This is a genomic window from Cobetia sp. PS-4MA (genome assembly GCF_057670765.1).
Genome location: NZ_CM173107.1, coordinates 1,743,538 through 1,769,029 on the forward strand (window position 1 = coordinate 1,743,538; position 25,492 = coordinate 1,769,029).

Annotated in this window: 25 protein-coding genes; 12 read left to right on the plus strand and 13 right to left on the minus strand. The window is 61.3% G+C overall.

Annotation, left to right across the window (positions count from 1 at the left end):
* Nucleotides 1-325: 325 nt before the first annotated feature.
* Both AC26AR_RS07470 and AC26AR_RS07475 read right to left on the minus strand, forming a co-directional pair.
* Complete coding sequence (locus tag AC26AR_RS07470) at nucleotides 326-1,192, minus strand: DUF3306 domain-containing protein (protein ID WP_404625478.1); 867 nt, start codon at nucleotides 1,190-1,192, stop codon at nucleotides 326-328.
* Nucleotides 1,189-1,761 (minus strand): DUF3305 domain-containing protein, encoded by a 573-nt coding sequence (locus tag AC26AR_RS07475; RefSeq protein ID WP_289863491.1) that lies wholly within the window; start codon nucleotides 1,759-1,761, stop codon nucleotides 1,189-1,191. Before AC26AR_RS07475 ends, AC26AR_RS07470 begins: the two co-directional genes overlap by 4 nt.
* 334 nt (nucleotides 1,762-2,095) lie before the next feature.
* On the opposite strand from AC26AR_RS07475, the gene AC26AR_RS07480 reads away from it, so the two are divergent.
* Together AC26AR_RS07480 and AC26AR_RS07485 are read left to right on the plus strand one after the other, a co-directional pair.
* Complete coding sequence (locus tag AC26AR_RS07480; RefSeq protein ID WP_404625479.1) at nucleotides 2,096-2,995, plus strand: formate dehydrogenase accessory sulfurtransferase FdhD; 900 nt, start codon at nucleotides 2,096-2,098, stop codon at nucleotides 2,993-2,995.
* A complete protein-coding gene (locus AC26AR_RS07485) occupies nucleotides 2,992-3,933 on the plus strand; it encodes a substrate-binding domain-containing protein (RefSeq protein WP_254696481.1) in 942 nt (313 codons plus the stop codon). Before AC26AR_RS07480 ends, AC26AR_RS07485 begins: the two co-directional genes overlap by 4 nt.
* 146 nt (nucleotides 3,934-4,079) lie before the next feature.
* On the opposite strand, the gene AC26AR_RS07490 is transcribed toward AC26AR_RS07485, so the two are convergent.
* The gene (locus AC26AR_RS07490) at nucleotides 4,080-4,712 is read right to left on the minus strand and encodes a helix-turn-helix domain-containing protein (RefSeq protein ID WP_077376603.1); all 633 of its coding nucleotides are present in this window, start codon (nucleotides 4,710-4,712) and stop codon (nucleotides 4,080-4,082) included.
* 164 nt (nucleotides 4,713-4,876) lie between these two features.
* Nucleotides 4,877-5,902: a histone deacetylase family protein gene (locus AC26AR_RS07495; protein WP_479398693.1), complete on the minus strand. Its 1,026-nt coding sequence runs from the start codon at nucleotides 5,900-5,902 to the stop codon at nucleotides 4,877-4,879.
* Between the two features lie 193 nt (nucleotides 5,903-6,095).
* Between AC26AR_RS07495 and AC26AR_RS07500 the strand changes: the two genes are divergently transcribed.
* The 4 genes from AC26AR_RS07500 to AC26AR_RS07515 all read left to right on the plus strand — a co-directional run bounded on the left by AC26AR_RS07500 (nucleotide 6,096) and on the right by AC26AR_RS07515 (nucleotide 12,522).
* Nucleotides 6,096-9,002, plus strand: coding sequence for a bifunctional acetate--CoA ligase family protein/GNAT family N-acetyltransferase (locus AC26AR_RS07500; RefSeq protein WP_404625482.1), 2,907 nt, complete (start codon nucleotides 6,096-6,098; stop codon nucleotides 9,000-9,002).
* A 307-nt stretch (nucleotides 9,003-9,309) separates the two neighbouring features.
* Nucleotides 9,310-10,518: a quaternary amine ABC transporter ATP-binding protein gene (locus AC26AR_RS07505; protein ID WP_084208718.1), complete on the plus strand. Its 1,209-nt coding sequence runs from the start codon at nucleotides 9,310-9,312 to the stop codon at nucleotides 10,516-10,518.
* Nucleotides 10,515-11,372, plus strand: a complete 858-nt coding sequence (locus AC26AR_RS07510; RefSeq protein ID WP_077376591.1) for an ABC transporter permease — start codon at nucleotides 10,515-10,517, stop codon at nucleotides 11,370-11,372. The genes AC26AR_RS07505 and AC26AR_RS07510 overlap by 4 nt, the downstream gene beginning before the upstream one ends.
* Before the next feature lie 247 nt (nucleotides 11,373-11,619).
* Nucleotides 11,620-12,522 (plus strand): glycine betaine ABC transporter substrate-binding protein, encoded by a 903-nt coding sequence (locus AC26AR_RS07515; protein ID WP_077376588.1) that lies wholly within the window; start codon nucleotides 11,620-11,622, stop codon nucleotides 12,520-12,522.
* A 178-nt stretch (nucleotides 12,523-12,700) separates the two neighbouring features.
* Here the strand turns inward: AC26AR_RS07515 and AC26AR_RS07520 are convergent, their stop codons facing one another.
* From AC26AR_RS07520 to AC26AR_RS07555, 8 genes are all read right to left on the minus strand, one after another.
* Complete coding sequence (locus AC26AR_RS07520) at nucleotides 12,701-13,372, minus strand: RluA family pseudouridine synthase (protein ID WP_136937843.1); 672 nt, start codon at nucleotides 13,370-13,372, stop codon at nucleotides 12,701-12,703.
* Between the two features lie 67 nt (nucleotides 13,373-13,439).
* The gene (locus AC26AR_RS07525; RefSeq protein WP_404625484.1) at nucleotides 13,440-13,991 is read right to left on the minus strand and encodes a hypothetical protein; all 552 of its coding nucleotides are present in this window, start codon (nucleotides 13,989-13,991) and stop codon (nucleotides 13,440-13,442) included.
* Nucleotides 13,992-14,290: 299 nt separating this feature from the next.
* Entirely contained in the window at nucleotides 14,291-14,941 is a 651-nt protein-coding gene (gene pdxH / locus AC26AR_RS07530; RefSeq protein ID WP_479398695.1) for a pyridoxamine 5'-phosphate oxidase, read from the minus strand.
* A 72-nt stretch (nucleotides 14,942-15,013) separates the two neighbouring features.
* Complete coding sequence (locus tag AC26AR_RS07535) at nucleotides 15,014-15,412, minus strand: branched-chain amino acid transporter permease (protein ID WP_136937841.1); 399 nt, start codon at nucleotides 15,410-15,412, stop codon at nucleotides 15,014-15,016.
* Nucleotides 15,409-16,242, minus strand: coding sequence for an AzlC family ABC transporter permease (locus tag AC26AR_RS07540; RefSeq protein WP_488107793.1), 834 nt, complete (start codon nucleotides 16,240-16,242; stop codon nucleotides 15,409-15,411). Before AC26AR_RS07540 ends, AC26AR_RS07535 begins: the two co-directional genes overlap by 4 nt.
* A gap of 528 nt (nucleotides 16,243-16,770) precedes the next feature.
* Complete coding sequence (locus tag AC26AR_RS07545) at nucleotides 16,771-17,178, minus strand: DUF2069 domain-containing protein (RefSeq protein ID WP_136937840.1); 408 nt, start codon at nucleotides 17,176-17,178, stop codon at nucleotides 16,771-16,773.
* Complete coding sequence (wrbA, locus tag AC26AR_RS07550) at nucleotides 17,179-17,826, minus strand: NAD(P)H:quinone oxidoreductase (protein ID WP_077376567.1); 648 nt, start codon at nucleotides 17,824-17,826, stop codon at nucleotides 17,179-17,181. It lies immediately after the preceding gene.
* 24 nt (nucleotides 17,827-17,850) lie between these two features.
* Complete coding sequence (locus AC26AR_RS07555) at nucleotides 17,851-18,210, minus strand: ArsC/Spx/MgsR family protein (RefSeq protein ID WP_404625488.1); 360 nt, start codon at nucleotides 18,208-18,210, stop codon at nucleotides 17,851-17,853.
* A 99-nt stretch (nucleotides 18,211-18,309) separates the two neighbouring features.
* Between AC26AR_RS07555 and AC26AR_RS07560 the strand changes: the two genes are divergently transcribed.
* From AC26AR_RS07560 to smrA, 6 genes are all read left to right on the plus strand, one after another.
* Nucleotides 18,310-19,608 (plus strand): YihY family inner membrane protein, encoded by a 1,299-nt coding sequence (locus tag AC26AR_RS07560; protein WP_404625489.1) that lies wholly within the window; start codon nucleotides 18,310-18,312, stop codon nucleotides 19,606-19,608.
* A 358-nt stretch (nucleotides 19,609-19,966) separates the two neighbouring features.
* On the plus strand, nucleotides 19,967-21,094 hold the full coding sequence (gene potA / locus AC26AR_RS07565) for a spermidine/putrescine ABC transporter ATP-binding protein PotA (protein WP_404625490.1): 1,128 nt from the start codon (nucleotides 19,967-19,969) through the stop codon (nucleotides 21,092-21,094).
* Nucleotides 21,091-21,972: a spermidine/putrescine ABC transporter permease PotB gene (gene potB / locus AC26AR_RS07570; RefSeq protein ID WP_404625492.1), complete on the plus strand. Its 882-nt coding sequence runs from the start codon at nucleotides 21,091-21,093 to the stop codon at nucleotides 21,970-21,972. The genes potA and potB overlap by 4 nt, the downstream gene beginning before the upstream one ends.
* Entirely contained in the window at nucleotides 21,969-22,751 is a 783-nt protein-coding gene (potC, locus tag AC26AR_RS07575; protein WP_077376552.1) for a spermidine/putrescine ABC transporter permease PotC, read from the plus strand. Before potB ends, potC begins: the two co-directional genes overlap by 4 nt.
* A 1-nt stretch (nucleotide 22,752) precedes the next feature.
* Nucleotides 22,753-23,829: an ABC transporter substrate-binding protein gene (locus AC26AR_RS07580; protein ID WP_404625495.1), complete on the plus strand. Its 1,077-nt coding sequence runs from the start codon at nucleotides 22,753-22,755 to the stop codon at nucleotides 23,827-23,829.
* Nucleotides 23,830-24,035: 206 nt separating this feature from the next.
* Nucleotides 24,036-24,677, plus strand: a complete 642-nt coding sequence (gene smrA / locus AC26AR_RS07585; protein ID WP_308483181.1) for a DNA endonuclease SmrA — start codon at nucleotides 24,036-24,038, stop codon at nucleotides 24,675-24,677.
* Between the two features lie 168 nt (nucleotides 24,678-24,845).
* Here smrA and AC26AR_RS07590 read toward each other — a convergent pair whose 3' ends face one another.
* Nucleotides 24,846-25,373 carry a hypothetical protein gene (locus AC26AR_RS07590; RefSeq protein ID WP_084208710.1) on the minus strand — a complete coding sequence of 176 codons (528 nt, stop codon included), beginning with the start codon at nucleotides 25,371-25,373 and terminating at the stop codon, nucleotides 24,846-24,848.
* Between the last annotated feature and the right edge of the window lie 119 nt (nucleotides 25,374-25,492).

A 25,492-nucleotide genomic window follows, 5' to 3' on the forward strand; every position in this document is an offset into this window, starting at 1 on the left:
GTCATTCAAGGAAGTGCATGGGCTTCCAGCGACGTCTTGCGTCTGATGTCATCCGGATGATCCGCTTGGCGGCATCATTGCGACTGGCTTCAGCATAGTCAGGGACTGAAGGGCCAGCGATGAGCATCGGGCGTAGACGGTCAGGTATCGGAAGGCAGTGCCGTTCTCTTGCTAGACGATACCTGCCTCTGTTGAGCGGATTCTTGCAGGCAGTGCGCCTCTCGCATGGGAGTGGAAGTCATGTGAGAGGCAAGGGAATGACCCCGCATGCCGAAAACGGAGCTCGCGCTGGGTCATAATGTCTCAGTGCCTGAGGGTAGGCGTGTCATTCTGGTGGTTGGGGCGATCTGTGGGTGGGCCCATGTCCGTCAGCCGTGACGCCATCGGTCTGGTCCCATACGCCTTGCCGTGCATGCGTGTCATGCGCAAGGGCAGCATCAGTATCAGTGTGCTGGTCCTGCGCGTGCTCGCGATGGGTCTGTGGGCCGTGATCCGATGATGTCTCATCCAGTGAGTCGAGGCCTTGCTCATCCGTTGAGGGTGCAGCCTCCGGCGCCTCATCTTGAGGCTGATCTTCCGAGCCGTGGCTGGTGGCTACGCACTCAGCCTCGTCATCTTCCAGCTTCTCGAGTCCCTCTTCGACATCGCGGGTCCAACGTCTCAGTGTCTCGGCCACACCTGCGGCGAGCGGACGCATCTGGGAGAAATCCTGATCGTAATCGTCCAGGCCATCGCGCAGGGAGTGCTCGCCTCCCATGAAGATGCGACGCAGGGCGCGTTGTCGCAGCGCCGGGTCCACTCCTGCCTGCATGTAGGCACTGATATCCGCATCCGGCAGCAGGGTGTCGGGGTCTGGCAGCTCCACGACGGGAGGGGGCTCATCTGCCTCCTGTGCAAGGGCCTCGGCGTCGGTCGTCTCACTGCCGCCTTCAGCGGACGCTTCGCCATGCCGCTCACTGTGCAGAGCATGGCCCGGCTCGTCCGATGCCTCGCAGGCCTCTGTTTCCGTGGGTGCGGTCTCAGTGGGTGCGGTGTCATTGGCCGTGGAGGGCCGAGCGACCGTCGCCAGTCCAGCGGCGGCGGCATCGGGGGAGTCCGTGGTCGTCCGTGAGGCTTCGGCGCGCTGCTTGCGGCGTGACCAGCGGGACAACAGGCCTTGCGAGGTATTGTCGCGGTCGTCGGAGTGACTCATGGCCCTTCCTTGTTGGCAGCATCAGCGTCCGGGCGCACGGTGTCGGTCTGACTGGCGCGCCCCGCCCCCTTGCGCTTCTTCTTCTTGCCTTCGTCGATGCGCTCACCATGCCGGGCGAGATAGCCCTCCAGCCAGACCATCAGGGCAGGAGGCATCGGGGTATCCAGTACCAGCTGGTCGCCATCCAGCCAATGCGAGGCCACTTCCTGGCAGGCGGTGACGACCCTTGGCTGCATGCCATCCGCTTCACGCTCTTCACACAAGACGAACAGGCGCGGCTGTTCGCAACGCAGGTTGTAACGATAGTCGGTGCGCTCGGTGAGATGCAGCTGCAGGGGCAGAGTGCGTTGAGGCTCCGGTTGCGCCGCCTGTTCAGGCGTCCGGGGCGTGGTCTCGCCGTGATCCGCGGGCGCGATCCGGGAAATCACCCAGGTGTCGAGAGTGAAGCGGCCGAGAGTCTGCTGCGAGGGGGCCAGTGTCACGGTCAGCCAGCGAGTGTCGTCAGGTCGTGATGACTCGCGTGAGGCGTCGAGTGCCGTGTCCATCAACGGGTCGGGTGGCTGGGTCATGGCGTATCTCTTGAGGGCGTTCTGGAGGTTGTTCAGGGGGTGACCTGAGGCGAGGTCGGCGGCGTATCGGGTCCAAGGCGAGTCTGCATCAGCGTCGTGGCTCGTACGTTCACGAACATGCGACGCTCTACCGGTTTTAGCAAGAAGCGTGCCGCATGCGTCGAGAATTGCATGACGCGAGATCGCAATGGCTGCCGGATCAGGACAGCCTCTCGGCCTGACTGGTATTCTTTGAGCGCTGGGTGACGACGCATGCCGCAACCTGCATGGCAGGTTCGCCGTGTGGCGGCACCCTCCGGCATCAATTCGGCTCGAAGAGGGAGACCCCGACGCCATGAAAACCTCCATGCCTCCGGTCATCAGCAATGCTCGATTGCCCACCACGCTGGATATCGTCGTGATGGATGAGCGAGGCCAGCGCCAGACGCAGTCGATCGCCGCCGAGCGCGCGCTGACGATCTACCTCAACAAGCGTGAGATCGTCACTCTGATGACGCTGGGGGCCGAGCCTGAGGCGCTGGTGGCGGGCTATCTGCGCAATCAGGGCCTGTTGGGAGATATCGAAGACCTGGAGGCGCTGCAAGTGGACTGGGAGGTGGAAAGCGCCTCGGTGGTGACGCGCCATCTACCGGAGGATATCGAGCAGCGACTGAGCAAGCGTACCGTCACCACCGGCTGCGGCCAGGGAACCGTCTTTGGCAATCTGCTGGAGCGTCAGACGCTGGAGGCGCTTGATGATCGCCCCTTTCAGCAGAGTGTGCTGTATCAGCTGCTGGCATCTCTCGCGGCCCACAATGCCACCTACCGCAAGGCGGGGGCGGTACATGGCTGTGCGCTGTGTCGGGATGATGAGGTGCTGGCATTCATCGAGGATGTCGGTCGCCACAATGCCGTCGATACCCTGGCAGGCCTGAACTGGCTTTCACCTGTGCGCGAGGACGAGACGGATTACCGGGGTGCCAATATCTTCTATACCACGGGGCGTCTGACCTCGGAGATGGTGCTCAAGGTGGCGCAGGCGGGCATTTCGGTGCTGGTCTCACGCTCCGGGGTGACCCAGAAGGGCGTTGAGCTGGCCAGCCGCTTCGGGGTGCTGTTGATCGCACGTGCCAAGGGCAGCCACTTCCAGGTGGTGGACCCTGCCGGTCGGATGATACTGGACGCCACCCCTCCGCTGCGTGCCGGTGATCAACTTCGTGAAGCCGGCAAGTCTCGCTCTGGAGGCGAGCAATGAATCAGCCTGTTTCCGGGGATGCGACGATGCATGACAACCCCTTTCTGACGGTCCATGAGGTCGCACGACTGTTGCACCTCAATGAAAAGAAGATCTATCAGCTGGCCAGTGAGGGCACCATGCCGGCCACCAAGGTCACCGGCAAATGGCTTTTCCCGCGGCGCCTGGTCGAGCAATGGATTCTGGAGTCCAGCCATCATGGGGTGCTGGCGGATCGCTTGATGATCACCGGTAGCGATGACCCCTTGCTGGCAGCGCTGACGATGCGACTCAACCAGCAGCACGATGGCAGTGCCTTCTATGGCATGAGTGTCACCGGGACACGCCTGGGGCTGGATCTGTTGAGTCAGGGGCGAGCCGATGTCTGTGCCATCCACTGGGGGCGTGCCGAGGAAGCATCGCTTCGCCATCCGGCCTTGATCCGCGGGCACGATGGTTATCGTCAGTGGGTATTGGTCCGGCTGGCTCGGCGCACCCAGGGGCTGATCATTCGTCAGGAAGATCGCCACCTGCCGATCAATCCCGGCGGCCTGTTCGGGTCTCAACGGCGCTGGGTAGTGCGTCAGGAGGGGGCCGGTTCGCAGCGCTTCCTGCAGGAGTGGCTGTCCGGCCATCAGATGCGCCCGGAGCAGCTCAACACCCTCGCCATCGCCTACTCGGAGCGAGAGGTCGCATCACTCGTCGCGCGCGGGGAGGTGGATGTCGGGCCGGGGACGTTATCGGCCGCGAATGAATTCGGTCTCGGATTCGTGCCGGTCTGTGAAGAGGCCTTTGATCTGGTCGTGCCACGCAACGTCTATTTCCGCGACCTCTTCCAGGGCCTGCTGGACTATCTGTCCACGCCCAATGGCATCCAGCTGGCACAGTCGTTGGGAGGGTATGACCTGCGTGAATGTGGTCAGCTCATCTGGCGAGGCGACGCCGCCCAACATGACTGAGTCAAGATCACCCGCTAGCACCAGGCTAAACGGTGATGATGTGGGCGCTGCCTCTGCCTCGCCAGGCCATTGTTCTGGCGAGGTAAAGATCTTTCACGTCACATGCTCCTGCAGAACGGTTTAGCGTTGCGCCAGTGGGCGTATCATCAATCGGCGTCGTTGCGCGTGCAGACCGACAGCACTACGGCATCGTCTTCGCTGGTGGAAACCAGAGCATGGCCCATGTCGGAGTCGAAATAGATGCTGTCTCCATCCCCGAGAGGCAAGGGTTCATAGAACTCGGAATACAGCAGAATGCTGCCCTCTAGCACCATCAGGAATTCCTCGCCGTCGTGGCGCACCCAGTCGGGAAACTCCTCGAAACTGCGAGCGCGCACCCGGGTCTTGAAGGGAATCATGCGCTTCTGAGCCAGCTGCCAGGAAAGCAGCTCATGTTCATAGGTCGGGGTCGGGTGGCTCTTGCCTTCACCGAGGCGTGTCAGATCACGTCTGCCCAGCGTGCCGCTCTGTCGCTTGGGAGGGCTGAGCAGTTGAGGAAGGTCGATATTGAGACCATTGATCAACTTCTGGACGGCGGTGAAGGTGGGGGATATCTGTTCATTCTCGATCTTGGACAGCGTAGAGCGTGCAAGCCCGGTACGCTGGCTGACGTCCTCGAGGGTCCAATGATTGGCGAGACGGATCTGCTTGACCCTCTCTCCAAGCTTGAGGGGCTCAACGAAGGCCTTGCGGCCGGAAGCGATCCGGACCGCGGCATCCTTGTCAGTCGGTGTACTCATGGGAAGCTTCGCTGTGGTCGATGGCGGCGGGAGTTCACAAGTTTACTATTGGAAACTTTTTCGCCAGCTTATCACAGCAAGGAAATCACGGTGTAGCTGAGCAAGGCATCGACGATGCTCCTGGCGACAGGGGATGCGTCTCTTGAAGTCGCATGTCTGGTCACTCAGAACAGCGGATGATCACGCTCATCTGGCCTTGCATGAACTTTGGGTGACGCGTGCTTGGCTGGCGGCGAATGACGCAGGGATATCCCGTCCTCCATCGGCAGACCCGCCAGTGCCTTGACATGGGCCTCAGTGCTGCGTGCCAACGCTTCCAGGCAGTAGCCGCCTTCCAGTACCGAGACGACACGTCCCTGACAATGGCGCCTGGCCACGTCCATCGCAAGGCGCGTGATCCAGTAATAGTCGTCGTCCTCGAGACACAGTTCGGCCATCGGATCCTCACGATGCGCGTCGAAGCCTGCCGAGATCAGGATCAGCTCCGGCTTGAAATCATCAAGCTTCTTCAGCCATTGCGCTTCGATGGCATGGCGAAAGTCCAGCGAACCACAGCCTTCTGCCAGCGGGGTATTGTGAATGTGCTCCCAGCGGCTCTCGAGATAGCGCCAGGGGTACATGGCGTTCTGGAACGATGAGCAGACCAGCGTGTCGGGGTCATGCTTGAAGATATCTACCGTGCCGTTGCCCTGATGAACATCGAAATCGAGGATGGCGATGCGTCTGACACCGTACTGCTGGCGGGCATGCAGCGCGCCTACTGCCACGTTGTTGTAGAAGCAGAAGCCCATGGCATCCGCGCGTTCGGCATGATGGCCCGGTGGGCGCACGGCACAGAAGACGTTGTCTGCCTGATTGCGCATCACCTGGTCGACCCCGCGCACGACGGCCCCTGCCGCGAGACGTGCCGCCACCAGGCTGTCTGCACACATCACGGTGTCCTCGCTGAGCGCCAGCAGCTGACCTGCCTGGGGCGGGCACTTGTCGAGAGCCTGCAGGTGGCGCATCGGATGGACTCTTGCCAGCTGTTCCAGCGTGGCAGGGCGTGCATCGTATTGCTGGACATGCTGAATCACGCCGCTCAATGCCAGCTGACGCTGGATGGCCTGCAGGCGCAATGGGCTCTCGGGATGTGTCGGACCCATGAAATGATTGCCACAGTCGCTATGAGAGATATAAGAGGTGATCATCGGCATGTGCCTGTTTGGCTGGGCGCTAGACTGAGGATAGTTCGAAACCTCACAGTAAGATTCACTGGTAGGCACGGATAGTGGCGGATGGTCTACCTTCTCCAGCACCTGCCGGCTGCTGTTCAGGCACTCACTTTCGCGGCATGCTGGTGGCATCGCGCATTGGATGCGCACCGGCTGACAGGACACCTCCATGGGGATGCGATTTCTGCGCAATTTCTTCGAGCCCACCAGTATCGCGGTGATCGGGGCCTCGGAAAAGACACACTCACTGGGCGGCCAGGTGCTGAGAAACCTGCTGGAAGGCGGGTTCAAGGGCACGCTTGTCGTGGTGAATCCCAAGGGCTATGACACGGTGCATGGAGTGCCCTGTGTGCGCCGGATCAGTGAGCTGGACACGATGCCGGACCTCGCCATCCTGTGCTCGCCTGCCGAGACCTTGCCGCGCATCGTCGAGAAGCTGGGGCGTCGCGGCGTCAAGGCCGCGCTGTTGATCTCCGGAGGAGTGGCACCGTCGCCGGCAAGCTCCCTGGCCCGCGTGACGGAAAAAGGGCTCGGAATGCTTGCCCGGCGTGAGCCTGTGGCCCCCGACCACGCGCGACTGCGCATTCATCCGGATCAGGAGAGTCTCAACAGCCGTCTGCTCAAGGCGGCACGTGGCAGTGGAATACGTCTGCTGGGCCCGGAGTGCATGGGGGTCTGCGTGCCCAATCGGAATCTGAATGCCTCCTTCAGTGGTCAGCCTGTCGCCAAGGGCAAGGTCGCCTATCTGGGGCAGTCGGGGATGCTGGGCAATGCCATGATCGACTGGGCGGCGGGGCGCGGTATCGGCTTCTCCCATCTGGTGACGCTGGGAGACAGCGTCGACGTGATGCTGCCTGACCTGATTGATTACCTGAATCAATATGGGCATGCCCAGGCGCTCCTGCTGCATCTCGAGCGCATCCATGACTCGATGCACTTCATGACTGCGCTGCGCGAGGCCTCTCGCAACCGACTGGTATTGGCGATCAAGAGCGGTCGCACGCCCGAGGCCGACCTGTTCGGGACTCATGTCACCCCCGGCATTCCCAATCGCGACCAGATCGTGGACGTCGCGCTGGCGCGTGCTGGGGTGGTACGCGTCAATGACAGCGAGGACATGTTCGATGCCCTCGAGACGCTCAATCGCATGAAACCGCTGCGGGGCGATCGGCTGGCGATCGTCTCCAATGGTCTCGGGCCGGCCCTGTTGGCGATCGACAAGCTGATGGCGGGAGGCGGCAAGCTTGCCGAGCTGAGCAAGGAGAGTCGGGATGCGCTGCTCAAGGATCAGCTGGATGTCAGCCTGCCCGGTCGCAATCCGGTGGATCTGGGGGGCAATGCCACGCCCGAAGACTTCGTTGCCGCAGTCAACATCGTGGCCAATGATCAGGGAGTCGATGCGGTGCTCGTCGTGCACGCCCCGACAAGACTTGCACCATCCAAGGACACGGCCGAGGCCCTGATCACGCATCGCAAGCAGTTCCGGCGCAATCTGCTGACCAGCTGGATGGGGCTCGAGCAGGCGCTGGCGGCACGTCATGCCTGCCACGCTGCGGGTATCCCGACCTATCTCTCACCCGAAAAGGGCGTCAAGGCCTTCCTGCAGATGGTGGATTATCAGCGGGTGCAGTCCCTGTTGCAGCAGACCCCGCCGAGCCTGTCCTTCACCACCAGCGCCGAGATTCGCGCCCGAGCACATGATCTGGTGCACAGCGCTCGGCGTGCCGGTCGTGAATGGCTGACCCATTCTGAAACGGCTCAGGTACTGGAGACCTATGGCATCGCGACAGCTGCCAGTCATTATGTGTCTGACGCCGCCGAAGCCGCGCAGGCCATTGCAGCTCTCAGGCAGGCGGCTGGCAAGGAAGACGCCGAGATGGCAGCGGGGCCCTTCGCCTTGCGGGTGGTCCACGAGCACAACAGCCAGCCCTTCCGTTATCGCCGCTTCCCGCAGCGTCTGTCTTCTGGCGTGGTCCAGGATCTCAATGGCCCGGAAGATATCGCCCTGGCCATGCGTCGCATCACCAGCAAGGTGAGCGAGCGTGATGACGAGCGGGGACGCAGCGGCAGCGAACGCACCCGCATCCATGAGTTCTGCCTGCAGCCGATGCGCCGCGGCAAGCACTCGCTGCAATTGAGTGCGGGCATCACGCGTGACGGGGAGTTCGGGCCGGTGGTGGTCTTCGGGCTGGGGGGCTACAAGGTCAACGTGCTGGTAGACCGCCAGGTTGCCTTGCCGCCTCTCAACATGACGCTGGCACGCGAGCTCATCTCGCGCAGTCATGCCTCGCGTCTGGTCGAGGAGCACTCGCCGGACCCCGAGCGGGATATCGCGCGCCTGTGTACCTTGTTGATCAAATTGTCGCAGTTGGCATCGGATTTGCCTGACATTCGAGGGCTGGAGATCAATCCGTTGCTGCTCAATCGTGATGAGGCCGTCGCGGTGGATTTCACGCTGGATCTGGGCAAGCCCGCGCGCTTCGCTATCATGCCGTACCCGGAAGAGCTGCGGGAGTGGGTGCGGCTTGAGGATGGCACCGAGGTGGAAGTGCGGCCGATTCGTGCAGAGGATGCGCCATTGATCACCGCTTTCCATGCCAGATTGTCCGAGGAAAGCATTCGTTTCCGTTATTTCCATCACAAGGCTTCCCTGACGCAACGCGATCTGGCGCTGCTGGCCCAGATCAATTATGACCGCCAGATGGCATTCATCGCCGAGCGTGAAGTCAGTGAGCAGGAGGAGGGCGGCTCACGTCGTGAAATGCTGGGAGTGGTGCGGGTCTGGAATGACCCTGACAACATTCGCACGGAGTTCTCGGTGATCATTCGTGATGACCTGCAAGGTGAGGGGATCGGACGACTGTTGATGGAAAAGATGCTGCGCTATTGCCGTTCGCTGGGCACTCTCGAGATGGTAGGCAAGATCATGATGGACAATCACCCGATGCGTGCACTGATGAAGCATCTGGGGTTCACCTGTCGTTACAACATGGAGGAACAGGTCATCGATGCGAGCATCCGACTCAATGAGCCCACCAGTGATTGGCAACGCCTGAGGCTTGAATCCAAGGCCTGATGCGCGCGTGTCAGGGCATGATCGGTGGTATGCCACCTTCGTCGTATAAACCTGTGTTGTTGTTTGAGTGAATATCAATAACTCTGTATCATTATTTTAAATATAAGAATCCTTTATGGAAATTGGCGCAGGGAATGACGTGGCATTCTGCTCAGTATCAGGCAGTGTCATGACGGGTATCTCCCGCATGACGGCCTGATTGGCGCTATGCCACCCTCAGCGGCGCAACATCGTGAAAGCGCGTTGCCTGCCGTGTGACTGATCAAGCCTGTTCACGCTTCCCTGTGCACTCACAACAGGAAAGCCAATGACTGACACTCGCGATGTGAAGATCCGGGTGCGCAACCTGAGCAAGGTGTTCGGTAACCAGCCTGACAAGGCGCTCACTCTGCGTGACCAGGGACTCAAACGTCCTGAAATTCTGGAAAAGACCGGCCAGACACTGGGCCTGTCCAATGTCGATTTCGATGTGATGGAAGGTGAGCTGCTGGTCATCATGGGGCTGTCCGGCTCCGGGAAGTCCACCTTGATCCGTTGTCTCAATCGTCTGATCGACCCGACAGAAGGCGAGATCCTGATCGACGGTCAGGACGTGGCCAAGCTGGATGAAAAATCGCTGCTGCGCTGTCGTCGCAAGCACTTCTCGATGGTCTTCCAGAACTTTGCGCTCTTCCCTCATCGTACGGTTCAACAGAATGCCGAGTACGGCCTTGAAGTGCGCGGCGAGGCGAAGGAAGTCTGTTTCCAGCGCGGGCGTGATGCACTCAAGCAGGTAGGACTGGACGGGTGGGAGGATGCCTACCCCGATCAGCTGTCCGGCGGCATGCAGCAGCGTGTCGGGCTCGCACGTGCATTGGCCAATGATTCTACCGTCCTGCTGATGGATGAAGCCTTCTCGGCACTGGATCCGTTGATCCGCAAGGACATGCAGCAGGAGCTGCTGGCGCTGCAGCACAAGATGAAGAAGACCACCATCTTCATCACCCACGATCTGGATGAAGCCCTGTCCATCGGTGATCGCATCATCCTGCTCAAGGATGGTGAAATCGTCCAGATCGGCACTCCCGAGACCATTCTCACCGAGCCCGCTGACGATTATGTCGCGCGCTTCGTCGAAGGCGTGGACATGTCGCGGATTCTGACCGCCCAGTCCGCCATGACGGATGTCCGTGCCACCGCGCGAGACGATGATGGCCCCCGTACGGCATTGCGCAAGATGGGAGAAAACGGCCTGGACAGTCTCTTCGTGGTGCGCCGCGACCGTACCGTTCTGGGAATCGTGACGGCAGAAGATGCCGAGCGTGCCGTGCGTGAGAACCTCACGGATCTCTCCAGTCTGATCCACTCCGATTGCTGTCGGGTCTCGCCTGATGAGCCCTTGCACAACCTGTTCGCGATGTTTGCTGGCCATCACCACCCGCTGGCAGTCGTGGATGAGCAATCGCGCTTGATGGGAGTCGTGGTCAAGGGATCCGTACTGGCTGAGCTGGCCGAAGCAGGGGAGGCGCATGCATGAGTGAATCGACAGGTTTCACCATTCCGAAGATAGAGCTGGGTGACTGGATCGAGGCAGGGCTGGATTATCTGACCAACAATTATTCCAGCGTGACCCGCGCCATTTCCAAGTTCACCGAGACCGGCATCGGTGCGCTTAATGACGCCCTGATGTGGATGCCCCAGTGGGCCTTGATCGCAATGGTCGCGCTGTTGTGCTGGCGGCTGGCGGGAACGCGCCTGGCGATCGGTTCCATCCTGGGCCTCGGCCTCATCTGGAATCTGGATCTGTGGGATCCGATGATCGAATCGCTCACCCTGGTGGTCATCGCGACGCTGGTGGCCGTGGTCATCGCCATCCCCCTGGGCATTCTGGCGGCGCTGTCGGATCGCTTCTATCGGGTCATCATGCCGGTTCTGGATTTCATGCAGACGATGCCGGCCTTCGTCTATCTGATCCCGGCCATTCCCTTCTTCGGTATCGGGTCGGTCTCGGCGATCTTCGCTACGGTCATCTTCTCGATGCCGCCGGCGATCCGTTTCACTACCTTGGGGATTCGTCAGGTGCCCAAGGAGCTGATCGAGGCCGCAGATGCCTTCGGGTCCACCCGTCGCCAGAAGCTCTTCAAGCTGCAGCTGCCCCTGTCGCTGCCGACGGTGATGGCCGGCATCAACCAGACCATCATGCTGGCCCTGTCGATGGTCGTCATCGCGGCCATGATCGGCGCCGATGGTCTGGGCAACGAGGTCTGGAAGGCGATCCAGCGTCTGCGTCCCGGAGATGGGTTCGAAGCGGGTATCGCGGTGGTGATCCTGGCCATGCTGCTTGACCGCCTGACCCAGACCTTGAGCAAGGAAAAGAAGTCGCGCTCCTGAGGTGACTCACCTCGACCCACAAGCCGGCACCGCCTGTCGTGCCGGCTTGTCCCATCTCTTCAGGGCGTTTCTTGCCCACATTTCTGCACCGCGACACATTCTCCTGTTCTTTACACGTTGCATGGGGATACGGCATTCGCGGCAGCCAGTCTTTCTGCTGGTCCTGTATTGATGAAAGGCTGACCTGATCGGCGATCAGGCAATTCTCGCCCTAAGAAATAAGTAGATTCAAATAAAGGGGAAGTTGATGAATAAGCAAGGTACTTCACGTAGCCATCTGACCATCACCGCCAAGGCACTGTTGCTGGGGGCCGCCATGTCATCCTCGGTGGTCGGTGTCAGCGCGGCTCATGCGGCAGGTGACAAGGGAGATGTCACCCTGGCGTATGTCGAGTGGTCCTCCGAGGTCGCCTCCACCAATGTCGTGAAAGCGGTGCTGGAAGCCCAGGGCTACAACGTCGAGCTCAAGGCGCTGTCCGCCGCCGCGATGTTCCAGGCGGTCGCCTTTGGTGATGCTGATGGCATGGTCGGTGCGTGGCTCCCCACGACCCATGAAGACTACATGGCCAAGGTCGGGCCCAAGGTCGAGGACCTGGGGGTCAACCTCGAGGGCACCAAGCTCGGCCTGGTGGTCCCGGCGTACAGCAAGCTCGAGTCCATCGAGGACATCACCTCGCATGCCGACGAGATTGATGAGCGTATCGTCGGTATCGAGCCAGGCGCCGGCCTGACCCGACTCACCGAGCAGGTGCTCGAGGATTACGATCTCGAGGATATCGACCTCACGACCGGTAGCGGCGCGACCATGACCGCAGCGCTGAGCAATGCCATCAAGGGCGAGCGGGATATCGTGGTGACCGGCTGGACCCCCCATTGGATGTTCGCGCGCTGGGACCTCAAGTACCTGGAGGATCCCAAGGGTGTCTATGGCGGTGCCGAGGAGATCCATACCCTGGCACGCAAGGGGCTCAAGGAAGACATGCCGGAGGTCTACGCGATCCTGGACAACTTCGCCTGGACGCCGGCGGACATGGGCGAGGTGATGCTCAACAACCAGGAGGATGATGCAGACCCCTATGAGACGGCCAAGGCGTGGGTGGAAAGCCATCCGGATATCGTCAATGAGTGGCTGCCGGCAACGGCTCAGTAACCTTCATCGTGATGGCAGCGGTCTAGTCCACCCTCGGGCTGCCATCAATGTGAGTAAGATCAAGATGAGACGCCCCCGCAGGCTTGCCTGCGGGGGCGTCTCGTCTATCAGGGTCGTCTATCCGTCTCATCTATCCGTCTCATCTATCCGTCTCGCCGATGCGGGACGTCAGAGACGTTCAGAAGGGGCAGGGGCTGCGGACTTCCATGCGCTCGCCGCTGACCGGGTGATCGAAGGCGATCATCTCGGCATGCAGCATCAGGCGCTCGGCCATGAAGAAGGCTTCATCACTGGCATATAGATCGCAGCCCAGGATGGGGTGGCCCAGCTGCTGGCTGTGGATGCGCAGCTGGTGGGTGCGCCCGGAGACGGGCGTGAATTCGACCCGGGTACGCCTGGGGGCCTCGAGCCGCTCAAGCACGCGATAGTCACTGATGGCGGTCTTGCCTGTCTCATGGCAGATCTTCTGCAACGGGAACTGATCCACGTCCTTGGCAATCGGCAGCGAGATCCGTCCACTGTCCTGCTCGACGTGTCCCAGCAGCATCGCGCGGTAGGACTTGTCGATGGTCCGGGCCTGGAACTGGCGCGTCAGGTTGCCGTTGGCCGGCTTGTTGAGTGCCACCAGCATGATGCCTGATGTGCCGAGATCCAGACGGTGCAGCAGCTTGGCGGTCGGGTATTCCTTGACCAGCCGATGGTGCAGCGAGTCCAGATTGAGCGGATGCTTGCCGGACAGGCTCAGCAGACCACTGGGCTTGTGGATCAGCAGGATGTCCTCATCCGCGTAAAGCACCTTGTAGGTCTCATGACAGGGCGGAACGATGAACGGGTCGGCTTGTGGCTGCATGGGGTCTCACAGATGACGATGGGCGGTTCGACGGTGATGGTCGGCAAGGCGGGTGACGAGCTCGCCGTCACTCGTCAGGCAGCGGGGAGGCCAGCAGATCGATGTCTTCCCAGTGATACTCGTATTCCTCCTCCTCGGTGTCGTCGGGAGCTCGCCCGATGAACAGGCTGGCGGTGAAAGCCCGCACGAAGATCACCTCGCTGGCATCCAGTGCCGCAAGGCGCTCGCCTTTTCTGAGCTTCTTGATCTTGCGCTTGCGCGCCGCGACATCCTCACGCGCGGCGCGGGTCGCCTCTCGCCACTGGGCGGCAATCTCACCGGGGGCAGTGGACTGCGCCAGGAGTGCCGGCGGGCATTGCAGCGGAATATCTGGCGTGCCTTCATCCCGGATATGGTACTCCCAGCGGCTGGGGTCACCCTGTCGGGGAGCCTGCATCAGATGCTGGCGAATGAAGGTATGACCATGGGGATGCTCCAGCACGGTGTAGAGCACATTGCCGACCACGGCGTGATCCACCAGCGAGATGCCATGGTGATCGGAAGGTGTGTAGCTTGCCAGCAGGCGATCTACCAGCGTCTGACGAGCCACCTTGGGTGTTGCACTGTCGTCCCAGGCCATGTGGCCTCCCTTCCTGTAAACATGTGACGGTGTATGCAGGACATGAGCCGTGCAGCTGTCGCCGACCTGAGCATGCCCTGCACCGAAAAGCCGGCCATTGTCTGTTCTGGCACGGCGCAGGGCAAGTCATGCTTAATCTCGCATGCCGCGTCGATGGGATCGCATCGCGGGTGCCGCATGGCGTGATGTGAGGGGCATGGCGCGAGGGGCATGCGTGTATCGATCAGCACGCAGGCGCCTTCACGCAAAAGGCCCCGCCATGGCGGAGCCTTCGAGAGCGTGTGGCGATCAGGTGCCAATTACGGTGCGAGCATCACCTTGTGCCACTCATTGTCTTCGGTATCCAGACGCTGATAGCGGACCCGGTCGTGCAGGCGTGATGGCTGGCCCTGCCAGAATTCGATCATCTCGGGCACCACGCGATAGCCACCCCAGTGCTCAGGGCGCGGGACATCACTGTCGGCATAGACCTTCTCGAAGCGGCCCTGTCTCTCGCTGAGCCAGTCGCGATCCGGAATCTCGACGCTCTGCTGCGAGACCCAGGCGCCCAGCTGGCTTTCCTTAGGGCGGGAGGCGAAGTAGTGGTCCGAGGTGGCGTCCGAGACCTTCTCCACGCGACCCTCGATACGGACCTGGCGCTCCATGGCCGGCCACCAGAACGTCAAGGCCGCATGCGGCACATTGGCCAGTTCGCTGCCCTTGTGGCTTTGATAGTTGGTATAGAAGATGAACCCTTGTGCATCGTATCCCTTGAGCAGCACGATGCGCGCGTGCGGCTTGCCCTGGCTGTCGACGGTGGACAACGTCATCACATTGACATCGTTGTCATCGGCGGAGAGTGCGCTGGTCAGCCATTCCTGAAACTGCTCGAAGGGTTCGGCCGGGGTGTTGTCAAGATTCAGGCCATCACCGGAGTAGGTTCTGCGCACGTCAGCGATATCGCGATTCATGGTGGGCTCCCTTGATGAATTGCTCATGTAATGTAAGGACTGTGTACCGTCGAGCGCCAGATCGCAAGGGCCTCAGGCCTGTGCCATGGGGCCGAGCTGTACCCACGCCATGTAAAGGCCGGTACCGACGGCGATGGAGAGCAGCGCATTGCGTCGCCAGAGGTGAAGGCCGGCCACGCAGGCGGCGGATATCAGCATGCCGGCACCCTCGGCCTGCATCAGCCAGTCGCGCCAGAGCTCGCTGCGAGCAAGCGTGGAGGGCAGATCACGGGGGAAGTCGCCGGGCAACGACATGGCAGACAGGGACACGATGATCAGCACGACCATCACGATGGCCGGCAGATAGCGACCCATGTGCAGGATCAAGGGATGTGCGGAATGGCGTGAGAGAAACAGGAAGGGGGTCACGCGTGTCGCGAAGGTCGCCAGCGCGGCCACGCCGATCAGCAGCAGTGCCTGGGTCGTTGTCATCGTGTCCGGCTCCCGTCGCTCAGAGAGCGCTGTTGATGGAGATAATGGCCGAGCAGAAGGACACTTGCCGCGGCGATGCTGCCGAGCAGCAGTTGGTCATGGGGTAGTACCCATAGCCCCGCCAGGGTGATCACCAGGCCCAGCAGGAAGGGCCAGCGTTCCCGCAGTGCGTACCATTGCTCGATGCCGAGCACGACGAACAAGGCGGTGAGGGCAAATTCGATGCCGCTGCTGTCGAAGGTGAGCTGGCCGGCCGCCAGCCCCAGTGCGGTCCCCAATACCCACCACAGCTGGTTGAGCGCCGTAATGCGCAGCATCAGACGCTGATCATTGCGCCTGGCGGCCTTGTCATCCCGCTCACCGCTGCGCGGCAGGCTGGATAGCAGCGAGTAGGTCTCGTCGGTGAGACCGAAGATGAGATAGAGCTTGGCGATTCCGGCCTCGCGAAAACGCTCCAGCAATGACAGGCCATAGAACAGGTGGCGTGAGTTGAGCAGCAGGGTGGCGACGGCCACCTCCGCGACGCCCGCTCCAGCGCTCAGCAGAGCGACTGCCAGGAACTGCCCGGCACCCGCCAGGATGATCACCGACATCAAGAGTCCCAGCCAGGGGCTCAGGGGCAACTGGGTGAACAGCACCCCGAAGGCGGCTCCCAGCGGGATATAGCCGAACATCACCGGTAGCGTCTGACGCAGCGCCTCACGCCACGCCTGGCGAGCGCTCAGCCATTCGCTGGCCGTGTTGATCGATTCAGGCTCGGCCATCTCCAGGGAGTGCGCGCCGTCGTCGAGGGTGTGTGTCACGCCATCGGTGGTGGGTGTCGTAGGCATGAGGCGTACGGGGTTCCTGTCGGCTCAATGGGCATTGGCATCACACAAGGCTGCGTGACGACCCGATCCCGAAGGGGTCAGAGGCATCAGCATAGCGTGACGATGATGGTGTGGCGATGCGGCCAAGGTGGCACTCTGCAGTGCAATCCTCTGGATTCTAGCGCCAATTGCCCAGCAAGCCACCGTCGAGCGCTGACCTGTCATTGGAATCCTCCGCGCATCTTCAAGGGATAAGCGCTGAGGTCGAGGAGAAAGGGGGAGAGGAAAAGGGAGGCGGGAAGTTGGAAGCGGAAAGCGGGTTGAGAGTAGAGAGAAGAGAGAATAGGGAACAGTAAAGACAAAAGAAGAGAGCGGAGAGCTCGGAACAGAAAGCGGCAGGGACAGAAATGAGGGAAGGGACAGGAACATCGAATGAATCGCCGGTCGTGCAGACAAAGCGCCAGGCCTGATGACAGATAGCGCCCAGGGGGCGCTATCTGTCAGGTCCTCGTCGGGCGGCCTTTTACCCCATGGGGGTGCCGGCCCGCATCACGACTGAGGCTGATGCTTCAGATTGCGCGAGCGAAAGCGAGCATACGCCATGCTGGCGAGGAACAGGCCAAGTGCCGCCAGCGCCTCCAGTACGCCGATCACCCCATGGCCGGGTACGCTGGCCAGCATCACGCCCTGCATGAGATAGAGCAGGCTGACGAAGGCCAGCCAGACGTGGCCGCGGGCGCGACGAGTCAGCACGGCGGGCAGGAAAAGGGCAATGGGCAGCAGGCGAATCAACAACGGCACCAGGCCGGTATTGTCACTCTGGGCCATCAACTGGATGCCACCTACCAGCAGGATGATGGCCAGGGCCGCGAAGCTCACGATCACGCCGCGGCGGCTCTTGGCCTCGAGGGTGTCGAGGCCCTGTTCGCGTTCCATTCGTTCAAGCCAGGCGCGCATCTATCGGTTCTCCCTGAGGGGTTGCATGGCGAGGGCCAGACGCGCAATGCGCTTGCCTTGTGCGACGGCCAGGCGTCGCTCATGGTCGTTCACGTCATTGTCACCGCGCTTGCCGCTGACATGGGTGGTGCCATAGGGCGTGCCGCCCTGGGTGGTTTCCAGCAATTCAGTGGCACTGTAGGGCACGCCCGCATAGACCATGCCGTGGTGAAGAAGAGGCACCAGCATGGTCATCAAGGTGGTTTCCTGACCGCCATGCAGTGAGCTTGAGGCACTGAAGGCGGTGGCGGGCTTGTCGATCAGTGCCCCGTTCATCCACAGCTCGCTGGTGGAGTCGAGGAAGTACTTCAGCGGAGCGGCCATGTTGCCGAAACGGGTCGGGCTGCCAAGTGCCAGACCTGCACACTGACGCAGGTCATCGAGGGTGGCATACATGGCACCGCTGTCGGGGATTTCCGGCGTGGTCTGCTCGCAGGTCGTCGAGACTTCGGGGACTCGGCGCAGGCGGGCCTGGATTCCCGGAATGGACTCGATGCCAGCGACGATCTGCTCCGCCAGGGTCTGGGTCGCACCGTGACGCGAGTAATAAAGCACGAGCACATAGGGTGTCGTATCGGGGGACGTACTGGAATGGGTGTCAGCTGACATGGGCGTCCTCAGGTCACGAAGGGATCAGGCGTCGTCGAGCAGGGCGAGTACATCCTGCGGTGGTCTGCCGATGATGGCGCGCTTTCCGTCATCGAGAATCGGGCGTTGCATCAACCTGGGCGTGGCAGCGATGGCGTCCAGACGTCGTGCATCATCGGGTTCCTCAAGGGCGAGCGCCTTCCAGTCACTCTCGTTCTCTCGCGTCAGGGCTTTCGCCCCGCCTTCGAGTCGAGCGGCCAGCGCACTCAGCTGCTCACGGCTCAACGGGGTGTCCAGGTAACGAATGGTCTCGAATTCGTCGCTTCTCAGGCGTGACTCCAGCAACGCGAGGGTTTCGCGTGACTTGGAGCAGCGCGGGTTGTGATAGAGTTTCAGCATTGGCATGACTGTCTCCGTTTCCGGACAGGCGGTAAGGCGAATGGACTGTGCCGTCAGTGATTCCTGACGGCAGCTTCACATCAGGGATCCATTGTAGAGGGGCGCATGAGAATGCCACAACTGCCACAACTCAAGCGGATGACGCCTGCCATCGGGGTCGTCCTCAAGCTGGTCTCACGTTTCAACTATCACGATGGCAAGAAGACTGCCTCCGCCTTGACCTATACCACCCTCTTCGCAGTGGTGCCTCTGATGACGGTGATCTATTCGATGTTCGCCGTCATCCCGAGCTTTGACGGTGTCGGGCAGCAATTGCAGACCACCGTCTTTGCCCAATTCCTGCCCTCCACCGGCGAGACGGTGCTTGAGTACCTCAATGAGTTCTCGGGCCAGGCTCGCAATCTGACCTCCGTGGGCCTCATCTTTCTGTTCGTCACCTCGGTGTTGATGATGATCACCATCGAAGGGGCGTTCAATGCCATCTGGCAGGTACCGGAAGGGCGCAAGGGGCTGTCGAGCTTTCTGATGTACTGGGCGGTCCTGACACTCGGGCCGCTGATGCTGGGGTCCGGTTTCTTGCTGTCTTCCTATCTGACTTCGCTGTCTTTCTTCGATTCAGCGGCCTCGATGCTGGGCGGCAAGGCGGTATTGCTGCGCCTGTTGCCACCATTGTTGAGCGCGGTGGCCTTCACCTTCATCTACGCCGCGGTACCCAATTGCAAGGTGCGCCTGCGTGATGCGGCCGTGGGAGCGGTGACGACAGCTCTGGCACTGGAACTGGCCAAGGCCGGGTTCTCGTTCTACGTCACGCAGTTCCCGTCCTATCAGGCCATCTATGGTGCCTTCGCGGCAGTGCCACTGTTCCTGCTGTGGGTCTTCCTGTCCTGGTGCATCGTGTTGCTGGGGGCGGAAGTGGCGGCCTGGATGGGGGAACGCTCCAACGCTGACTGGCACCGCTGGCCACCGTTCTGGCAGACCCTGGGGGCCGTCATGCTGCTCAAGGATGCGCATGAACGGGGCGAGCCGCTGTCGGATGACAGCCTGACCGAGGTGTTGGGCAGCCGCTATCGTCGTGTACTCAAGCCCTTGATTGAGGAGAACATCGCCAGCCAGACCCAGGATGGTCAGTGGGTGCTGGGACGTGATCTCAATCACTATACGCTCTGGGAGCTGGCGCGAGCGCTGCCCTGGGATCTGCCGGCAGGCGAGGCCGGCGAAGCGCCGCACCCTCGTCTGGAGCCGTTGCGAGAAGCGTTGGCTCAGGCGCGTCAGGCCGAGAAGGAACGCATGGACTGCGGGCTGGTGGAGGTTCTGCCCAGTGTCGGTGAGGTCGAATCTGACTCTGCCCACACCGGCGACCCCCTTCCGACGAATCCGTCATCCACCTCCTCCATGGCGACGTGAGTTGTTCCAGGATGAATGCGAGATGACAGCAGGCCCTCGAGTGGGCAGAATGCGCACCTCACGACCTGCCTGAGGCTGGAGGATGCAAGCTGCCAGGCAATGCAAAAGGCCCGACTCCGGTACGGGCCTTTTCATGTTTCGTCGCTCAGGATTTCTTGCCGCGCGCATCGCCATGACGGCATGGACAACGGCTTGCATGACCGCCGTGGCGCAGCGGTAAAGATCCTGAGCTGGACCTTCTGCGTGCAGGCCGCGCAGGAACCGAAGAAGACTCGACAGTGTGGCGCGTCATTTCCGGCGCGCCATTTCATGTATCAGGGAGACGCGCGCGTTTCCCGCTGGAGGTGACCCCCTGCCGATGAATAGCTCTGCTCCTGAGACGACCCCACTGGTCAAGTTGCGCTCCATCACCAAGACGTTTGGCGAGCGCAAGGTGCTCGACAGCCTGGATCTGGATTTGAAGGATGGTGAGTTCGTGACCCTGCTAGGCCCCTCAGGGTGTGGCAAGACGACCGTACTGCGCTTGATCGCAGGCTTCGAGGACCCTGATGCGGGTACCATCACGCTCGAGAACGCGGCATTGCAGCACACGCCTGCGCACCTGCGTCCGGTCAATACCGTCTTCCAGAGTTATGCGCTGTTTCCGCACATGAATCTTTACGACAACGTGGCCTTCGGGTTGCGCATGGAGAAGGTGCCCAAGGCCGAGATCCACGAGCGTGTGCGTGAAGCGCTGGAAATGGTGCAATTGGCGCATCTGTCCGACCGTCGTCCGGACCAGCTCTCCGGTGGCCAGCAGCAACGTGTCGCCATTGCCCGCGCCGTCATCAAGCGCCCGCGTGTCCTGTTGCTGGATGAGCCGCTCTCGGCATTGGACTACAAGCTGCGCAAGCAGATGCAGAATGAACTGAAGCGTCTTCAGCGCCGTCTGGGCATCACCTTCGTCTTCGTCACCCACGATCAGGAGGAAGCGCTCTCCATGTCCGATCGTGTGGTCGTGATGCGGGAAGGGGGGATCGAGCAGATCGGCACGCCCCGTGAAGTCTATGAGTCGCCGAGCACGCTGTTCGTGGCGCGCTTCGTCGGCGAGATCAATCAGCTGGCGGCACGCGTCGAGCGGCCTTCCACAACGCCGGGGCGCATCCACGTCGAGGTGCTGGGAAAGTCGCTGGAACTGAGCAGCCACGGCCGCGAATACCTGGGTGGCGAGGCGGTGCAGGTGCTGCTGCGTCCGGAGGACATGCGACTCAAGTCCGCCGAGGACAGCGAAGGCTTCGCGGCCCGTGTCATCGAGCGCAACTACAAGGGCATGACGCTGGATACGGTGCTGGAGCTCGACAGTGGTCAGCAGCTGCTGGCCAGCGAGTTCTTCGATGAGGATGATCCGGACTTCGATTATCGTCTCGGTGAGCGCGTCAAGGTCAGCTGGGTGCCGGACTGGGAAATCATCCTGCCGGATGATGCCCCCGTGGAGGCGAGGGCATGAGTGTGGTGCGCAATCCCTTCAAGACGGCCACGCTGACCATCATCTGGGGCTGGCTGATCGTGCTGGTACTGGCCCCCACCTTGCTGGTGGTACTGGTCAGCCTGATGCCCGAGGGCAGTGGACAGCTACTGAGTGGCGACATCTCGCCTGCCACGCTCTGGCAGGGCTTGCTGACCAATTACGGCCAGATGATCAGTCCGGTCTATCTGGGAGTGTTTGGCCATTCGCTGTGGATCGGCCTGGTCACGACCCTGATCTGCCTGGTGCTCGGGTATCCGTTCGCCTGGATGATCTCGCGTGCCAGCCCCCGTCTGCAGCCGCTGCTGCTGCTGCTGGTGATCATTCCGTTCTGGACCAACTCGCTGATTCGCATCTATGCCCTGCGCACGCTGATCGCGACCCGTGGACTGCTCAATGATGTGCTGATGACTCTGGGGCTGATCGATACTCCCCTGCGGCTTCTGTATACCGAGGAGGCGGTGATCATCGGGCTGGTCTACATGCTGTTGCCCTTCATGATTCTTCCGCTCTACGCGGTGTTCGAGCAGCTCAGCCGCCCGACCCTGGAGGCGGCACGCGATCTCGGCGCCAATGGTCTGGCCACCTTCCGTCATGTGGTGTTGCCGCTGACCATGCCCGGCATCATCGCCGGCGTGCTGCTGGTGTTCCTGCCGGCGATGGGCATGTTCTATGTGTCGGATCTGCTGGGTGGCTCGCGTCACCCCTTGATCGGCAACATCATCAAGGGGCAGTTTCTGGAAGCCAACAACTGGTCCTTCGGGGCAGCCATCAGCGTGATGCTGACACTGGTGATGGCCTTCCTGCTGCTTGCGTATTACCGCAGCGTCAAGCTCTTCAAGCGGGAGGTGACACTATGAGCCTGAGCCGCCCCCTGCGGGTGTTCAGTCGTTGCTACATGACGCTGATCTTCACGCTGCTGTATGTGCCGATCCTGGTGTTGATCGGGATTTCCTTCAATGATTCGCGCAATCCGTTCCTCTGGGGTGGCTTCAGTCTGCGCTGGTACGACAAGCTGCTGGGCAACGCCAATCTGATGGATGCTGCGCTCAATACCCTGTGGCTGGGCGTGACGGCGGCGACTCTCGCCACGCTGATCGGCACCCTGACCGCCACGGCGCTGTACCGTTATCGCTTCCGGGGAAAGCCGCTGCTCAACGGCATGCTGTTTACCGTGATGATGATGCCGGACATCGTGATGGCGATCGCGTTCCTGGCGCTGTTCATCGCCCTGGGCATCCAGCTGGGCTATCTCTCGTTGCTGGTCTCTCATGCCACCTTCTGTCTGCCCTTCGTGGTGATCACGGTGTATTCGCGCCTGTCGGGGATCAATCCGCAATTGCTGGAGGCCGCACGTGATCTGGGGGCCAGCGAAGCACGGGCCGTCTGGCATGTGCTGGTGCCAGCGTTGATGCCGGCGATAGCCTCGGGTTGGCTGCTCAGTTTTACCCTGTCATTGGACGATGTCGTGATCTCGACCTTCGTCACCGGTCCGACCTTTGAAGTACTGCCGCTGCGTATCTATTCCATGGTGCGCCTAGGGCTCAAGCCTGAAGTGAATGCACTGGCAACTCTGCTGCTTGGATTGTCACTCTGTCTGCTGGTGATTTCCCAGTGGTTGATCAAGGAGAAAAAATAACATGCAAGGTTCCCGTTTCCCGCTGCGCGCCGCTGGCCTGATGGCTGCCGTCAGCCTGGCATCCGTGGCGACATCCGCCCCCGTTCTGGCCGCGGATGACAGCGACAAGGTGCTCTACGTCTACAACTGGACGGAGTACATGCCCGATGAGGTCATCGAGCGCTTTGAAGAACAGACCGGTATCGATGTCATCTATTCCACCTTCGATTCCAACGAAGCGATGTACGCCAAGCTGAAGCTGCTGGACAGCGACAACAGCTACGATCTCGTCTTCCCGTCGACGTATTACATCGACAAGATGGCGCGCGAGAATCTGCTGCAGAAGCTGGATGTCAGCAAGCTCAGCCATTTCAAGGATCTCGATCCCAACCTGGTCGACCGCGACTTCGACAAGGGCAATCAATATAGCGTGCCTTACATGTGGGGCAGCGCCGGGATCGGTTACAACTCGGACTATGTCGAAGAGGGCGCGCTGACCAGCTGGAACGATCTGTGGGATGACAAGTATCGTGACAAGCTGCTGCTCTCCAATGACATGCGCGAGGTCTTCCATGTCGCGCTGGCAAGCCTGGGCTACAGCGGCAATACCACGGACCCGGACGAGATCAAGGCGGCGTACGAGAAGCTGACCGAGTTGATGCCCAATGTTCGCGCCTTCAACTCCGATGCGGCGCGTGTGCCGTTCATGCAGGGCGAGGTCGATGCCGGTCTGATCTGGAACGGTGAGGTCTATCAGGCCAATGAGGAAGGCGTACCGGTGAATTACGTCTATCCCGAGGAAGGCATCATTCTGTGGATGGACACCATGGCCATCCCGTCCAATGCGCGTCACGTCGATGCGGCCTATCAGTTCATCGATTATCTGATCAGCCCGCAAGTCAGCAAGGAGATCAGCGAATATGTGGGTTACACCACCCCCAGCCTTGCCGCCAAGGAGATGATGGACCCCGAGGTGCGTGACAACCCGGTGGTCTTCCCGACGCAGCAGGATCTCGCACGTGGCGAGTTCCAGACCGATGTCGGCGATGCACTGTCGATCTATCAGAAGTACTGGGAACAGCTCAAGACGGGTCACTGATCCTGTCATGACGCCAGACGTGTGAACGCACGAATTTGGCATGGACGCTTGAGCTTGGCTGACGCCCCGAGGCATTCTCTGTCTCGGGGCGTCGTCGTTTGCGTCCTCTGCGCCCCCGGGTGGCCAACCATCGCCCCGGGCGCTGGCAGGTCTTGATGACGACCTGCTCCCTGATTGCCACGTCCTGGTGAAGACTGGAGGGTGCCATGTCACGTTTTTCCCCTGCAATGATGTCGGCAGCGCATTCGCGCGAGATCACCCCTGATGAAGCGGATGCGCTGTTCAGTCGTGAGATGCAAGGTGTTGCTCCTCTGACGCGTGGCAAGGATCGCGCGGATGTGGCCACGGGGCCCAGGGCACCGAGCGAAGCACAGCTTGCCCGTCGGGAAGAGGCCCAGAAGGCGCTGGGCAATGAGCTGGATGGGTTGTCAGACAGTTACGTGGAGCATCTGTCGCCGCATGATCCGGTCGAGTATCGGCGTGATGGCATTCAGGTGGGCGTGCTGGACCGTCTGCGTCAGGGCGGCTACCCCCCTGAGGCACAGCTCAATCTGATGCGTCGGCCCTTGATCGAGTGTCGTCGAGAGGTCCATCGCTTCATTCAGGATGCCTGGGGCAGTGAATTGCGCTCGCTGCTGGTGATCCATGGCAAGGGGCGTGATGGCGAATCGCATGCTGCCTTGATTCGCTCCTACCTGGTGCATTGGCTGCAACAGATGCCGGAAGTACAAGCTTGGAGCAGTGCCCCGCAGCGTCATGGTGGCCTGGGGGCAACGCTGGTGATGTTGCGAAAATCCCGTGCGGCGCGTGACAACAACCGTGAGCGCCACCAGAAGCGTCGCGGCTGACGCTTCGCTTCAAGGCTCACGACACAGAACTCACCACACAGAACTCACGACACAAGACTCACATCACCAGGCCTTCAGGTCTTCTGCGAGCAGGCAAGCAAAGGCCCGCCACGATGAGGTGGCGGGCCTTTTCGCGTGCACGCGGAGAGATGACGCGTGCCGGCTGACTCATTGCACGCTGTAGCCGCGTCCGCTGAAGCAGGCACTCAATGCGCGACGATAGGTGTCGGCATTGCCGGCGGTCACCGGCGGGGCGGCGGAATTGGCATCCGCGCCACTTTCCTGATTGGCCCAGCGATGACACTCGTAGCGATCCCTGGCCTGCTGGTCCTGGCTCTGCCCCTTGGAGGGATAGGCGATGACATCCACCGCGGGGGCGGAGAGTGTCGCCGGAGCAGGGGCCTGGACCGGCAGGTACTGTTGCTGGCTGGCCTCCCAGAGGTAATAGGTGCCCGCCGCCAGGTAGTAGAGAGTGGCGCCAACCCAGATGCCGCGAGCGCCTGCCGGCAGTCCATGCCCGTGGCCGGGGCCGCCCGGAGCCCAGCGTACCAGCGGCCCAGGGCCACCATGCCCGATGAAGATATCCGGGCCATCCAGACGTGGGTGCCCCGGACCGGCCATTGCCGATGCGGCCGGCAGGGCAGTCAACAGGGCAAGTGACAGCGCGAGGCCGCGCGTGGATCCTTTTCTGCTCATGCATTCAACTCCTCTGCATCAATCCGTCACGCCGATTATGCGCCTGCCGCGCTCGTTCAGTGTGCAAGCAACCCGCAAAGAAATGATATCTGATGATGTCGTGATACCCCGCAATGGCG